13 protein-coding genes, 1 tRNA gene and 1 pseudogene are annotated in these 13029 nt (G+C 71.3%); 3 read left to right on the forward strand and 12 right to left on the reverse strand.

Translation table 11 applies throughout. The features are described 5' to 3' along the window. The first annotated feature begins 16 nt into the window (after nt 1-16). Nucleotides 17-2740, forward strand: coding sequence for a DUF1800 family protein (locus H0S67_RS12350; RefSeq protein ID WP_180933312.1), 2724 nt, complete (start codon nt 17-19; stop codon nt 2738-2740). Nucleotides 2741-2764: 24 nt separating this feature from the next. On the opposite strand, the gene H0S67_RS12355 is transcribed toward H0S67_RS12350, so the two are convergent. Beyond that, the gene (locus tag H0S67_RS12355; protein ID WP_219635240.1) at nt 2765-3643 is read right to left on the reverse strand and encodes an NAD(P)-dependent oxidoreductase; all 879 of its coding nucleotides are present in this window, start codon (nt 3641-3643) and stop codon (nt 2765-2767) included. Between the two features lie 171 nt (nt 3644-3814). Between H0S67_RS12355 and H0S67_RS12360 the strand changes: the two genes are divergently transcribed. Then, complete coding sequence (locus H0S67_RS12360; RefSeq protein WP_180933313.1) at nt 3815-4219, forward strand: pyridoxamine 5'-phosphate oxidase family protein; 405 nt, start codon at nt 3815-3817, stop codon at nt 4217-4219. A gap of 6 nt (nt 4220-4225) precedes the next feature. On the opposite strand, the gene H0S67_RS12365 is transcribed toward H0S67_RS12360, so the two are convergent. Both H0S67_RS12365 and H0S67_RS25215 read right to left on the reverse strand, forming a co-directional pair. Then, nucleotides 4226-5161, reverse strand: a complete 936-nt coding sequence (locus H0S67_RS12365) for an MBL fold metallo-hydrolase RNA specificity domain-containing protein (protein ID WP_246354698.1) — start codon at nt 5159-5161, stop codon at nt 4226-4228. Beyond that, a complete protein-coding gene (locus tag H0S67_RS25215; protein ID WP_246354699.1) occupies nt 5158-5628 on the reverse strand; it encodes an MBL fold metallo-hydrolase in 471 nt (156 codons plus the stop codon). The genes H0S67_RS12365 and H0S67_RS25215 overlap by 4 nt, the downstream gene beginning before the upstream one ends. A gap of 165 nt (nt 5629-5793) precedes the next feature. Between H0S67_RS25215 and H0S67_RS12370 the strand changes: the two genes are divergently transcribed. Continuing rightward, nucleotides 5794-5867: transfer RNA gene (locus tag H0S67_RS12370), tRNA-Pro, on the forward strand. A 330-nt stretch (nt 5868-6197) separates the two neighbouring features. Here the strand turns inward: H0S67_RS12370 and H0S67_RS28200 are convergent. From H0S67_RS28200 to H0S67_RS12405, 9 genes and pseudogenes are all read right to left on the reverse strand, one after another. Beyond that, entirely contained in the window at nt 6198-7862 is a 1665-nt protein-coding gene (locus H0S67_RS28200) for an FAD-dependent oxidoreductase (protein ID WP_219635241.1), read from the reverse strand. After that, nucleotides 7840-8118 (reverse strand): UBP-type zinc finger domain-containing protein, encoded by a 279-nt coding sequence (locus tag H0S67_RS12380; protein ID WP_180933314.1) that lies wholly within the window; start codon nt 8116-8118, stop codon nt 7840-7842. The genes H0S67_RS28200 and H0S67_RS12380 overlap by 23 nt, the downstream gene beginning before the upstream one ends. Continuing rightward, nucleotides 8115-8567, reverse strand: coding sequence for a thioredoxin (gene trxA, locus H0S67_RS12385; protein ID WP_180933315.1), 453 nt, complete (start codon nt 8565-8567; stop codon nt 8115-8117). Before trxA ends, H0S67_RS12380 begins: the two co-directional genes overlap by 4 nt. Then, complete coding sequence (clpB, locus tag H0S67_RS12390; protein ID WP_180933316.1) at nt 8564-11197, reverse strand: ATP-dependent chaperone ClpB; 2634 nt, start codon at nt 11195-11197, stop codon at nt 8564-8566. Before clpB ends, trxA begins: the two co-directional genes overlap by 4 nt. After that, entirely contained in the window at nt 11188-11508 is a 321-nt protein-coding gene (locus tag H0S67_RS12395) for a chaperone modulator CbpM (protein WP_180933317.1), read from the reverse strand. Before H0S67_RS12395 ends, clpB begins: the two co-directional genes overlap by 10 nt. Further along, nucleotides 11505-11759, reverse strand: a complete 255-nt coding sequence (locus H0S67_RS25235) for a hypothetical protein (RefSeq protein WP_246354700.1) — start codon at nt 11757-11759, stop codon at nt 11505-11507. Before H0S67_RS25235 ends, H0S67_RS12395 begins: the two co-directional genes overlap by 4 nt. Then, nucleotides 11678-12016, reverse strand: a pseudogene (locus H0S67_RS27365) (J domain-containing protein); the annotation flags it as partial. The gene H0S67_RS25235 and the pseudogene H0S67_RS27365, both read right to left, overlap by 82 nt. Next, on the reverse strand, nt 11968-12480 hold the full coding sequence (locus tag H0S67_RS27370) for a DnaJ domain-containing protein (protein ID WP_343050062.1): 513 nt from the start codon (nt 12478-12480) through the stop codon (nt 11968-11970). The pseudogene H0S67_RS27365 and the gene H0S67_RS27370, both read right to left, overlap by 49 nt. Beyond that, nucleotides 12480-13025 (reverse strand): nucleotide exchange factor GrpE, encoded by a 546-nt coding sequence (locus tag H0S67_RS12405; protein WP_219635242.1) that lies wholly within the window; start codon nt 13023-13025, stop codon nt 12480-12482. The genes H0S67_RS27370 and H0S67_RS12405 overlap by 1 nt, the downstream gene beginning before the upstream one ends. Nucleotides 13026-13029 lie beyond the last annotated feature (4 nt).

The raw sequence follows: 13029 nt of genomic DNA on the forward strand, positions 1-13029 counted from the left end.
CCGGGAGCACCCGCGCATGTCCAGCTACTCCCCAGCCCACTACCGCGGCGACCCGCTGCTGTCCCGCCAGGGCCGGCACCTCGTCGGCCGCTTCTCCTACGGCGTGACCCCCGCCCTCGCCCGACAGGTGACCGCCCAGGGCGGCCCGCGGGCGTGGTTCGAGCGGCAGCTCCTCCCCGACACCGTCAAGGACGACCCCGCCGTCGGCACGCTGCGTGGCTGGTGGCCCAGCCTCTCGCGGACGCCCGCCGCGCTGTGGCAGCGCCAGGTCGACGGCGTCGAGGGTGGCTGGGAGGTCATGTTCGACTACGAACGCTGGGTCCTGATGCGACGGATGACGTCGCGCCGGCAGCTGCTCGAGGTGATGACGGAGTTCTGGGAGAACCACCTCAACGTCCCCGCCATCGGCGACGCGCAGTTCACGCACCGGGTGCCCTACGGCGACACCCTTCGGGCCGGGGCCCTGGGCCGCTTCGACGACCTCCTGCATGCTGCGATCACCCATCCCGCGATGCTGGTCTACCTCGACAACGCCGTGTCCACCGCTGCGCACCCCAACGAGAACCTCGGCCGTGAGCTGCTGGAGCTCCACACCGTGGGCCGGGGCGAGTACGACGAGGACGACGTCAAGGACAGCGCCCGGATCCTCACCGGCTGGACCGTCGACATGTGGAACACGTGGGCGCCGTCGTACGACACCCGGCGCCACGCCCGCGGCACCGTGACGGTGATGGGCTTCTCGGACGCCAACGCGGCTGCGGACGGCCGCGACCTGACCCGTCGCTACCTCACCTACCTCGCCCACCACCCGGCGACCGCGGCACGGCTGGCGCGCAAGCTCGCCGTGAAGTTCGTCAGCGACGACCCGCCGCAGGGCCTCGTCGACCACCTGGCGCAGGTCTACCTCGCCCACGACACCGACGTGGTCCCGGTGCTGCGGGCGCTCGTGGCCTCCTCGTCGTTCGCGAACGCCGTCGGCGCGAAGGTGCGCGACCCCGGCGAGGACCTCGTGGGGACCTACCGGTCCCTCGCGGTCAGCGTCGACCGTCCCACCGCGGAGAAGGACGCCGCCAACCAGATGCTGTGGCAGGTGGGCAACCTCGGGGTGATGCCGTTCGCCTGGCCCCGACCCGACGGACAGCCGATCGACAACGAGTCGTGGTCCTCGCCGTCGCGGATGCTCGCCTCGCTGAGCATCCACTACTCGATGAGCGGCACCTGGTGGCCCAGCGCCGGGATCACCTACCGGCCGCACGCGTCGTGGCTGCCGCAGCGCCGGATCCGGTTCGACCTGCTCGTCGACCACCTCTCGCAGCGGCTGCTCCACCAGCGCTCGACCTCGAGGCTGCTGCACGCCTGCTGCGACGCCGTCGACCTGACGCCCGGCGAGATCATCACCCGCGACACACCCGCTGGTGAAGTGGTCGATGCCTCGGCTGCTGACGACCTTCCTCGACTCCCCCGCCTTCCTGACCAGGTGAGCCCGATGACCACACCGACCATCCCGCCCTGCTGCCGCGAGTACGCCATCCTGACGCGCCGCGGCCTGCTCACCGGCGCCCTGGCCGTCGCCGGCGCCAGCACCGTCATCGGGTCGGCCGTCCTGCGGACCTCGGCCGCGGCCGCGGCCCCCTCCTCGGTGCTGGTGGTGCTGTCCCTGCGTGGAGCCGCCGACGGGCTCTCGCTCGTGGTGCCGCACGCCGACCCGGTCTACTACCAGGCCCGGCCCCGGCTGGCGATCCCTGCCGACCGCCTGCTGGTCCCCGACTCCCAGTTCGGCCTGCACCCGGAGCTCGCGCCCTTGGTCCCGCTGTGGCAGGCCGGGAAGCTGGCCGCCGTGCACGCCACCGGGCTCCCGGCCCCCAACCGCTCCCACTTCGCGGCGATGGAGGAGGTCGAGGACGCCAACCCTGGCTCGGCCACCCGGGTCGGCTGGCTGAACCGGCTCATCGGCACCGACGGAGGCCAGTCGCCGCTGCAGGGCTTCGCCGTCGGCGAGGGCACGCTTCCGGCGTCGCTCTACGGGCCCGAGCCGGTGATGTCGGCCGGCGACGTCGACCAGGTCCAGGTCGCGGGCGAGGACCAGTGGGACCACGGCGAGCGCCGCCGCTCGCTCCAGACACTCTGGGCCTCCGACACCGGCCCCCTCGGCCACGCGCTCGCCTCGACGTTCGCCGCCGTGGACGGTTTCGACCCGGTCAAGCAGACCAGTGCGACGCCGGCGAACGGCGCGGCGTACCCCGACGGCGACCTCGGCCGGGCGATGGCGGCCGCCGCGCGCGTGGTCCGCGGCGACGTGGGGGTCGAGGTGGTCACCGTCGACCAGGGCGACTGGGACATGCACTCCGACCTGGGCACCGTCCAGGGCGGACGGATGGTCCGCAACGCCGGCGAGCTCGCGTCCGCGGTCGCGGCGTTCTTCACCGACCTGGGGCCGCTGGCCGACAAGGTCACGCTGGTCGCGCTGAGCGAGTTCGGCCGCAGGGTCGCGGAGAACGCCAACATGGGCCTCGACCACGGCTACGGCAACGTGATGTTCCTGGCCGGGGCCGGGGTGAAGGGTGGCAGCTACTACGGCACCTGGCCCGGTCTGCAGGGCGACATCGACTCCGACCTGCTGGTGACGACCGACTACCGCAGCGTCCTGTCCGAGGTGGTCTCCTCGCGGTTCGGGGCCTCGACGAGCACGGTGTTCCCCGGGTTTACCCGGGAGCGCGTGGGAGTGATGCTCGGCCAGTAGGCCGGCCCGTGGGGCTCGCCGCGGTCAGTGCTCCAGGTAGGTGGCAGCCATGTCGAGGTCCCCGTGGCCGGCGTCGACCGCGCGCGCGAAGTGCGCGCGGATCCCCGGCAGCACGCCGAGGTCGAGCCCGGCCGCCTTGCCGGCCTCGATGATCAGCCCGGCGTCCTTGAGGGCACCGTCGAGAGCGAACGCCGGGTCGAAGGAGCCGTCGAGCATGGCGCCGCCCTTGAGCTGGACGTACGGCGCGTCGAGCGCACCGCCGCGGACCGCCTCGAGGAAGAGGCGCGGGTCCAGCCCCAGCTCGCGGGTGAGCGCCAGCGACTCGGCCACGCCTTCCACGACGGTGAACACCCACGCGTTGGCGGCGAGCTTGAGACGCGACCCGGCACCCGCCTCACCGACCCAGAGCGTCCGGCTGCCGATGGCGTCGAGGACCGGGGCGACCCGGTCGCGCACGGACTCGGGCGCAGACGCCAGCACGACCAGCGCGCCGTCCTCGGCCGGCTTCTTCGTGCCGAGCACCGGCGCGTCCACGAAGGCCACCTCGAGGTCGTCGGCCAGCTCGGCCAGGCGGTCGGTGCCCGCGAGCCCGACGGTGCTCTGCTGGAGCCACACCGCGTCGGCGGCCAGGTGGCCCCGCGCCTCCTCCATGGTCTCCGCGACGCTGTCGGCGTCGAAGAGCATGGTCAGCACGATGTCGGCACCCTGCACCGCCTCGGCGACGGTGCTCACGACCTCGGCAACGTCGGCCAGGGGCTCGGCCCGAGCCGGCGTCCGGTTCCAGACGCGCAGCGACAGTCCGGCTGCGGCGATGTTGCGGGCCATGCCGGCGCCCATGGTGCCGGTGCCGAGGAGTGCGACGGTGGGCTGGTCGGTCATCGGTGTCCTCTCGTCGGTGGTCACGGACTCGAACCTACGTCGCGCCCGCGCACGCCCGGGCCGTTGGTCTGCGGCGCGGGTGACGACCTGCCCTGTCGCCGGCTCGTCCGGCGGGCAATGCTCCCTCATGGGCACCGTGCTCGGGCAGCGACCGCAGCCTTCTCGCCGACCGCCGCGACCCGCCGAGGAGGACCGATGAGCTACGACGACGACACCGTCAGGGTGCTCTCCCGCGAGGAGTGCTGGGAGATGCTGCGCGAGGCAGAGTTCGGCCGCCTCGCCTACCGCCTCGGCGACGAGGTGCACCTGGTCCCGATCAACTACGGGGTCGACGGCGACACGTTGCTCTTCCGCACCGCCGAGGGCGACAAGCTGCTCGGCGTGGTGATGCACCCCGAGGTCGTGTTCGAGATCGACGACCACGACGAGCGCAGCGCGCACAGCGTCGTGGTCCGCGGCACCGCCCGCCACCTCGAGGAGCGCGAGGAGCACCGCGCCGACGACATCGGGCTGCGCCCCTGGCTCGGGACCCTGAAGTACGACGTGGTGGAGATCCGCCCGACGACACTCAGCGGCCGCGCGTTCCGCCTGGAGACCTGACCCGCCTCACGCCTCGTCGACCACGGTCTCGCCGAGCCGCACCCGCTCGCCGTACCGGGGCACGACCGCGCACCAGCCGAGCTCGGTGCCGATGCGCTCGGCCAGCCGGGCGGCCGCGTGCTGCTCGCCGTGCACGACGTACACGTTCTCCGGCGGGGTCGGGCTGCGGCCCAGCCAACGGAGGGTCTCGTCGGCGTCCGCGTGGACCGAGAAGTCCTGGTCGTCGACGATCTCGGCACGCACCGGCACGTACTTCCCGTGCATCTTGACCTGCCGGGCTCCCTCCTGGAGCTGGCGGCCGCGGGTGCCGGCCGCCTGGTAGCCGGTGAGGACCACGCAGTTGCGGCGGTCCGGGAGCTGCTGGGCGAGGTGGTGGACGACGCGGCCGCCGGTGGCCATCCCCGAGGCCGAGATGACGATGCACGGCGCCGACGGACGGTTGAGCCGCTGGGAGGCGGTGGCGTCGTGGATCGCGTGGAGCCCGGTGTCTTCGAGCAGTTCGTGGCTGCCGCGGACCTCGTCGCGTAGCTGCACCGAGCCCTGGCGCACGGCTCGCCGGTAGACGGCGAGCGCGGCCAGCGCCATCGGGCTGTCGACGAAGACGGGCACCTTCGGGATCTGGCCGGACCGCATCAGCCGCGTGAGCTCCAGGATCACCAGCTCGGTCCGGTCCACGGCGAAGGCCGGGATCAGCACGCTGCCGCCGCGGTCGACGGTGCGCCGGATCGCGTCCGCGAGCAGCCCGGGGTCGCGCGGTGCGTGCCGGCGGTCGCCGTACGTCGACTCGACCACCACGACGTCGGCGGCGGGCGGGTCCACGGGCGGGCGGAGCAGCGGGTGCCCGGACCGGCCGAGGTCACCGCTGAAGAGCGCCCGGGCGCCACCGACGGCCACCAGGGCCGTGGCCGAGCCGAGGATGTGGCCCGCCGGCTGCAGCGTCACCTGCGCGCCGGGGCGACCTGGGTCGGTGTGAGGAACTCGGTCGGCGCCATCAGCGGCAAGGTCTTCTCGACGTCGCCGGAGTCGTAGAGCGGCAGCGCGGGACGGTGCTTGGAGAAGCCGACGTCGTTGGCGTACGCCGCGTCCTCCTCCTGCAGCCGGGCACTGTCGCGCAGCACGATCGTCGCGAGCTCGACCGTCTCGGGGCTGCAGATGATCCGGCCCCGGAAGCCGTCGCGCACCAGCTTGGGCAGGTAACCGCAGTGGTCGAGGTGGGCGTGGGTGACGACGACGGCGTCGATGCCGGCCGCGTCGACGGGCATCGTCTCCCAGTTGCGGCGCCTCAGGTCGGCCAGCCCCTGGTAGAGCCCACAGTCGACGAGCACCCGGCTGTCCTCGTGCTCGACCAGGAACCGGCTACCGGTCACCGTGCCGGTGGCACCCAGGAAGGTCAGGACGGGATCGGTCATGCACCAGTGTCGGCACGTGGTTCGTCGGCCTGGCAGGGCCGTAGGTCATGGCGGCGCACGCCGGCGGGGCACTCCCCCACGCTCGCCGGACGCCCGTGGCGAGCCCGATTCCGGATCCTCGGCCCGGCTGCGATAGTGTTCACGCGGCCTTCCACGGAAGGCCTTCGGGCTGTGGCGCAGCTTGGTAGCGCACTTGACTGGGGGTCAAGGGGTCGCAGGTTCAAATCCTGTCAGCCCGACCGAAGCACAACGCAGTTCAGGGGCCGTTCCCACCGATCCGACAGGGTCACTGGGAACGGCCCCTGTTCGCGTTTGACGCACATTCCGACGGCCACCGGAAGCCAGCCTCCGACGACCCGATGCACTGGGGCTGGCTCGCGCACCGCAGGGCGCGCCGGGGTGTGCACCGGGTTGCTATTTGAAACGCACTCTCAGGCTGAGAGCCGCTGTCAGGCGCCCGGCTCGCGCGGCAACGGACCTGGACATGGCTGGCAGGACATGCACGTCGCGGCACGGACTCCTCTCCCCTAGCTGTCTTTGGGTGTCAGCCTCGGGAGACGGCGGGCCTTTCAACGGCGTCCCGCGGCTTCCAGGAACTCGTGGACCTGGCGGATCGCGACCGAGCCCTCGCCGACGGCGGAGGCGACGCGCTTGACCGAGCCACTACGGACGTCGCCCACGGCGAACACGCCCTGGCAACGGGTCTCGAACATGCCGATGCGGCGTTCGGAGCCGGATCCGGTGAGCACGAAGCCCTTCTCGTCCAGCGGAACCATCCCCTCGAGCCAGCTGGTGTGGGGGGCCGCACCGATCAGCACGAACAGAGCGGTCGTCGCGACGCGCTGCCTCCCGTCCGCGCGGAGATCGTGCAGCAGCACCTCGTGGAGCGCTCCGTCCCCGATGAGCTCGCACACCTCGCTGTTGCGCCAGACCTTGATGCGTGGGGACTGCTCGACGCGGTCGGCAAGGTAGCGGGACATGTCCCTCCCCAGGTCGTCGTGTCGGATGACGAGGTTGACCACTGGCGACTGTCGGGCCAGGAAGCAAGCCGCCTGACCTGCGGAGTTGCCGCCGCCGACGACGGTGACGGGGTCTTGTCGGCACAGCCGGGCCTCGAACTCCGTCGCGGCGTAGTACACGCTGCTGCCCTCGAGACGGTCCATCCCCGGGATGTCGAGACGTCGGTAGCGCACACCCGTGGCGACGAGCACGGCGTGTGTGATCAGGTCCTCCCCCTCCGCCAACCCCACCACGTGATAGCCGTCGGACTGCGTGAGGGACGTGGCCTCGCCGGGGATGTTGAAGGCGGCGCCGAACTTGCGGGCCTGCACGACGGCGCGGTCGGCCAGCTCGGCGCCGGTGATGCCGCGGGGAACCCCAGGTAGTTCTCTATCTGGGACGACGTGGCCGCCTGGCCGCCGGTGGCGAAGGCGTCCACGACGACGGTCGAGAGCCCCTCGGAGGCGGCGTAGAGCGCCGCGGCCAGGCCGCCCGGGCCCGCGCCCACCACGACCAAGTCGTAGGCCGCCCGGCTCGGCGCCGCTCGCAGGCCGAGGAGTTCGGCCAGCTCCGCGATGGGGGTTTCGCAGGACCGTCCGCCCCTTCCAGATCACGACGGGTGTCTGGTCGGGTGGGATGCCGAAGGCTCGCAGGGTGCCCTCTGCCTCGGGATCCTCCTCCACGTCATCCCAGCGGCACGGGATGCGATTGCGGCTCGCGAAGTCCCTGAGCCGGCGGGTATCGGCTGAGTAGCGGGAGCCGATGATCCGAAGGCCGGCGCCGAGGTCCGCGTGAATGTTGCGTCTAAGGATGAAGGCCCGCAGGATCAGATCCCCGAGCACCTGATCCTGCGTGACCGCCTCCTTGAGCCGGTCGTAGACCACCTCGAGGACCTCCACGTCGGTCTGGGCGACGGCGGTGACGTAGACCGCCTGACCGGTCAACATCGACAGATCGCCCACGAAGCGACCCCGCCCGTGGACGGCGAGCACCCGCGACGCTCCCTCGGGACTGTCCTCCTGGACAACCCGGACCCGGCCGTCCAGCACGACGAACACGCCACAGTCGCGGTCCCCCTCGCAGAACAGCGTGGTGCCCTTCGGCAGCGACTTCCGCTCGCCGTACCGCGAGAGCAGCATGATCTGCTCGTCACTGAGCCGGGGGTAGGCGCCGGTGGTGTCGGGGGTCTCGGGTAGGTCCGCGACCTCGAGCTCAGACGAACTGCTCGTCGACATAGCACCATCTCCAGTTCTCCCCCGGCTCAATCGAACGCACAATGACGTGGCTCGTCGTGGCGGCGTGAGCGCGCGCGTGTCGCATCGGTGAGGAGTCGCAGCAGCCGACCTGGCCACAGGTCAGGCACTGGCGCAGGTGCACCCATGGGGTGCCAAGCTGCACGCACTCCGCGCAGACGCGCCGGGCGGGTGGCGGCACGGGCCGGATGACTCGTAGGTGCGGGTCGGCGCCGACGCGCGTCGGGTTGGCAGTCATGACGCCCCCTTCGGGAGCTTGGACTCGAGCCAGGAGCGCAGCTGGTGCTCCGGAAGGGCGCCGATCTGTTTGTCGACCATCTTGCCGTGGTCGAGGAGGACCAACGTCGGGATCGACAGGACCTCGAACCGCCGGCTCACAGTCGGGTTCTCGTCAGCGTTGACCTTGACCAGCTTGAGGTTTCCGGCCAGTTCCCCGGCCAGCTTCTCCAGGGCCGGGCTCACCATCCGGCAGGGGCCGCACCACGGAGCCCACACATCGACCAGCACAGGCAGGCTCGACTCGTCCACGACGGCGTGGAACTCGTCGTCGTTCGCGTCCACCACCCAGCGCAGCGGAGTGCTGCACTTCCCGCAGCGTGGCGTGCCCTCGGCAACCGCCGGAACGCGGTTCTTCGCTCCGCAGTTGCCGCACTCGACCTTCGTCGACTTCTGGGTGGTCGCGGTCATGCCACGGCCCTCCCCTCTGACGGGCTGCCGGCGGTCATCGTGATCTCCCCGTCGACGACGTCGACCGAGATCGTGCCCCCGTCGGCCGCGTCGCCGCGCAGCAGCGCCCGGCCGACCTGGGTTTCCACCTCGCGGGAGATGTATCGCCGCAGCGGGCGGGCGCCGTACGCCGGGTCGAACCCCTGGTCCGCGATGAAGCGGCGCGCCTCGGCCGTGACGTCGAGGGTGATCCGCATGTCGGCCAGCCGCCCGCGCAGCTCCTCGAGCTGGAGATCGACGATGCGCTCGATCTCGGCGAGCGTCAGCGGCTTGAACATCACGATCTCGTCGACGCGGTTGAGGAACTCCGGGCGGAAGTGCGACTGCAGGGTGCGCATCACCATCGAGCGCGCCTCGTCCTTGACCTCGCCACCCGCGGTGACCCCCTCGAGCAGGTATTCCGAGCCGATGTTGGAGGTCATGATCAGCACGGTGTTGCGGAAGTCGACGGTCCGGCCGTGGGAGTCGGTCAACCGTCCGTCGTCGAGCACCTGCAGCAGCGTGTTGAAGACGTCGACGTGGGCCTTCTCGATCTCATCGAGAAGGACCACCGCGTAGGGCTTGCGGCGCACGGCCTCGGTGAGCTGACCGCCCTCCTCGTAGCCGACGTAGCCGGGAGGTGCCCCGACCAGCCGGCTGACGGTGTGCCGCTCCTGATACTCGCTCATGTCGATCCGGATCATGTTCTCCGCGGTGTCGAACAGAGCGGCGGCCAGCGTCTTGGCCAGCTCGGTCTTGCCGACGCCGGTGGGGCCGAGGAAGATGAACGACCCGATGGGTCGCTGGGGGTTCTTGATGCCTGAGCGGGCGCGGACAACGGCGTCGGCCACCAGCTGGACCGCCTCGTCCTGGCCGATGACGCGTTCGTGGAGCACCTCGTCGAGGCGCAGCAGCTTGTCGCGCTCCCCTTCCTGGAGCCGCGTGACCGGGATGCCGGTCCAGCGCGACACGATGTCGGCGATCTCGTCGGCGGTCACGACCTCGCGCAGCAGCCGGCGGCCACCCTGCTTGCCGGCGAGCCGGGACTCGGCCGCCTCCAGTCGCCGGTGGATCTCCGGCAGCTTGCCGTGTCGCAGGGACGCCGCTCGGTTGAGGTCGTACTCGCGCTCGGCCCGCTCGCTCTCCAGCCGTACCTGTTCCAGCTCCTGGCGTAGAGACTGCACCTCGCGCAGCGCCGACCGTTCGGCCTCCCACTGCGCGCGCAGGGCATCGGCCTCGGCCCGCGCGTCGGCCAGCTCCTTGCGCAACTCCTCGAGGCGGGCCTTGCTCGCGGCGTCCTCCTCCTGCGAGAGTGCCGCCTCCTCGATCTCCATCCGCGTCACGCGCCTGGTGAGCTCGTCGAGCTCGGCCGGCATCGAGTCGATCTCGGTGCGCAGCATCGCGCAGGCCTCGTCGACGAGGTCGATGGCCTTGTCAGGCAGGAAGCGGTCGGAGATGTAGCGGTGGCTCAGCGTCACTGCCGCCACCAGGGCGCCGTCGTGGATCTTCACGCCGTGGAAGACCTCGAGCCGCTCGCGGAGCCCACGCAGGATAGAAAGGGCGTCCTCTTCGCTGGGCTCGTCGACGACGACCGGCTGGAACCGGCGCTCGAGGGCTGCGTCCTTCTCGATGTGCGTGCGGTACTCGTCGAGGGTGGTCGCGCCGATCATGTGCAGCTCGCCGCGGGCGAGCAGAGGCTTGAGCATGTTGCCGGCGTCCATCGCTCCCTCGGCGGCGCCGGCGCCGACGACGGTGTGCAGCTCGTCGACGAACAGCAGGATGTGGCCCTCGGCGCTCTGCACCTCGTTGAGCACGGCCTTCAGCCGCTCCTCGAACTCGCCGCGGTACTTCGCTCCGGCGATGAGGGCCCCCATGTCCAAGGCGAAGACGGTCTTGTCCCGCAGGCCCTCGGGCACATCGCCGTCGGCGATCCGCTGGGCCAGACCCTCGACGATCGCGGTCTTCCCGACCCCCGGCTCGCCGATCAGTACCGGGTTGTTCTTGCTCTTGCGCGACAGGATCTGGATGGTCCGGCGGATCTCCGAGTCCCGGCCGATCACCGGCTCGAGCTTGCCGGCGGCCGCTGCCGCGACGAGGTCGCGGCCGTACTTGTCCAGCGCCTCGTAGGTCCCCTCCGGGGTCGCCGACGTCACCCGCTGGTGACCGCGCACCTCGGTCAGTGCGGCCAGGAAGGTGTCGCGGGTCAACCCCTGAGCGTGCAGGAGCCGCCCGGCAGCCGAGCCTGAGCCCTCCTCCACAAGGGCGATCACGAGGTGCTCGACCGAGACGTACTCGTCCTTGAGCCTGTGTGCCTCGCGGTCTGCCGTGTCGAGCAGCCGCGAGAGCCGCTGGGTGATGTGCACCTGTCCGGGCGTCACGCCCGGCCCGCTGACCCGCGGGCGGCGGCCGAGCTCGGCCTCCAGGTCCTCCCGGAGCCGGTCCGGATCAGCTCCCGCCCGGGCGAGCAGGGGCGCGACCAAGCCCTCCCCTTGGTCGAGCAGCGCCAGCAGCAGGTGCTCCCCGTCCACCTCGACGTGGCCGAAGCGCAGCGCCTTGGTCTGGGCGTCGTGCAGAGCCTCCTGCGACTTCTGGGTCAGTCTGTTCATGTCCATGGAGCGCCTCCTCGTCGTGACATTCGCCGTTGCGTCTTCTCCAGCTCCGCGATCCGGTCGAGCAGCTCGACGACCAGCCCGATGGCGGAGTAGCCGAGGTTCAGACTCATCCGCAGCCGCTGGATCCTGGCCATCTCTCTCACCTGGGAGGGGTCGAACCACAAGCGCCCCTGCGCGTCGCGGGTGACTTCCAGCAGTCCGAGGGCAACCAGGCGGCGCACCAGCTCGGGATGTACGCCGGTCACCTGCGCATAGCTGTCGAGACTGAGCCGGTAGGGCCGAGCGAGGGCGAAGTGCGTGACCGCAGTCATCGTCTGCTCCTCGCCTCGAAGCTGGACACCTTCGCGAGCTCCTCGAAGAGCCGCCGCTCGTCGTCGGTGAGGGTCCCCGGCACGCGGATCTGCAGCTCGGCGTAGAAGTTCCCCGGCTTGCCTCGCCTGTTGGGAGCCCACGGCCCTTGAGCCGCAACCGGCGGTGGCTCGACGAGCCGGCCGGGACCTTCACCGTGGCGGCGCCACTGGGAGTGTCGACGGAGATGGAAGCGCCCAGGGCTGCCTCCCACGGAGCGACCGGCAGGAGCACGTGCAGGTCGCGACCCTCGACCCGGTAACGCGGGTGGTCGGCGATCCGGACCACCAGGTAGAGGTCTCCGGCCGCCGCCGAACCGCCGCCCTGCCCGCCCTGGCCTCGCAGCCGGATGCGCTGACCGTCGACCACGCCGGACGGGATGGTGACGTCAAGCGTGCGAGGGCCGTCGGGGCCGCTGATCGTCAAGCTGCGCTCGGTGCCGTGGTAAGCCTCTTCGACGGACACCTCCACCTCGGCCTCGTGGTCGGAGCCCGGGACCGGGCCCGGCCCCCAGCCGGTCCTGCCCCGACCGCCTCGCCCCCGCCCGCCGAAGATGCCCCCGAGCAGGTCCTCGATGTCGACGTCGTCGCCGAAGTCGCCTGCTCCGAAACCTCCCGACGGCCCGCCCCCGACGACCAGCGGCCACGCGCCCCCGCACCGGCGTCGGCGTACGTCCGGGCTTGGCGCCAGGCGGCCGGATCCGTGTCGGGAGGGACGCGTCGGAAGTCCTCGCCAAAGGCGTCGTAGCGGCGACGCAGCTCCGGATCCGACAGCACGTCGTAGGCCTCGGCGATCTCCTTGAACCGCTCCTCGGCCTCGGAGTGCTTGTTGACATCGGGGTGGTGCTGCCGCGCGAGCCTGCGGTAAGCCCGCTGGATGTCGGCCGGTTCGGCATCGCGGGAGATTCCGAGGACCTCGTAGAAGTCTTGGGCCATCAGGATGCCCTGGTGGCCACCACGACCGCGGCCGGCCGCAGGAGCTTGTCATCCGGCCCGTAGCCGGGACGCACGACCTGAGCCACCGTGCCGGGCACCAGCCCCTCACCGGACATCGTGCTGACCGCCTCGTGCACGGCCGGGTTGAACGCCCGGCCGTTGTCGTCGCGACGCGGGTAGCCGAGGTCGGCCAGGACGCCGACCGCCTGCGCCAGCACGGCACGGACGCCCTCGACCACAGCCTCGGGTCGGACGACGCGTGCTCGAGCGCCCGCTCGAGGTTGTCCAGGACGGGTAGCCACATGGTTGCCACGGCCGCCCGTTCCTGCTCGCGGCCGGACCACGTCGCGCGCGCAACGCTTGCGGAAGTTGTCCAGCTCGGCAGCCGTCCGCCGCCAGGCATCCTCCAGCTCCGCGATCTGGCGCGCCTGGTCGACGTGCTCGGCCGCGTCGTCGACGTGCTCCTGGGTCTCGTTCGCCGGAGCCTCGTCGCTTCCTGTCCCGTTCGAAGGGGCCTCGGTCGTCGGTGCCTCGTGGTCGGACATGGCC

It is taken from the genome of Nocardioides ungokensis (assembly GCF_013466985.1).
GTDB lineage: Bacteria > Actinomycetota > Actinomycetes > Propionibacteriales > Nocardioidaceae > Nocardioides > Nocardioides ungokensis.

Excerpts from the sequence above, each read along its gene's own strand:
- H0S67_RS12350 (WP_180933312.1), top strand. The coding sequence starts at position 17 with ATGTCCAGCTACTCCCCAGCCCACTACCGCGGCGACCCGCTGCTGTCC.
- H0S67_RS12360 (WP_180933313.1), top strand. The coding sequence starts at position 3,815 with ATGAGCTACGACGACGACACCGTCAGGGTGCTCTCCCGCGAGGAGTGC.
- H0S67_RS25215 (WP_246354699.1), bottom strand. The coding sequence starts at position 5,628 with ATGACCGATCCCGTCCTGACCTTCCTGGGTGCCACCGGCACGGTGACC.
- H0S67_RS28200 (WP_219635241.1), bottom strand. The coding sequence starts at position 7,862 with ATGTCGACGAGCAGTTCGTCTGAGCTCGAGGTCGCGGACCTACCCGAG.
- H0S67_RS12380 (WP_180933314.1), bottom strand. The coding sequence starts at position 8,118 with ATGACTGCCAACCCGACGCGCGTCGGCGCCGACCCGCACCTACGAGTC.
- trxA (WP_180933315.1), bottom strand. The coding sequence starts at position 8,567 with ATGACCGCGACCACCCAGAAGTCGACGAAGGTCGAGTGCGGCAACTGC.
- clpB (WP_180933316.1), bottom strand. The coding sequence starts at position 11,197 with ATGGACATGAACAGACTGACCCAGAAGTCGCAGGAGGCTCTGCACGAC.
- H0S67_RS12395 (WP_180933317.1), bottom strand. The coding sequence starts at position 11,508 with ATGACTGCGGTCACGCACTTCGCCCTCGCTCGGCCCTACCGGCTCAGT.
- H0S67_RS27370 (WP_343050062.1), bottom strand. The coding sequence starts at position 12,480 with ATGGCCCAAGACTTCTACGAGGTCCTCGGAATCTCCCGCGATGCCGAA.
- H0S67_RS12405 (WP_219635242.1), bottom strand. The coding sequence starts at position 13,025 with ATGTCCGACCACGAGGCACCGACGACCGAGGCCCCTTCGAACGGGACA.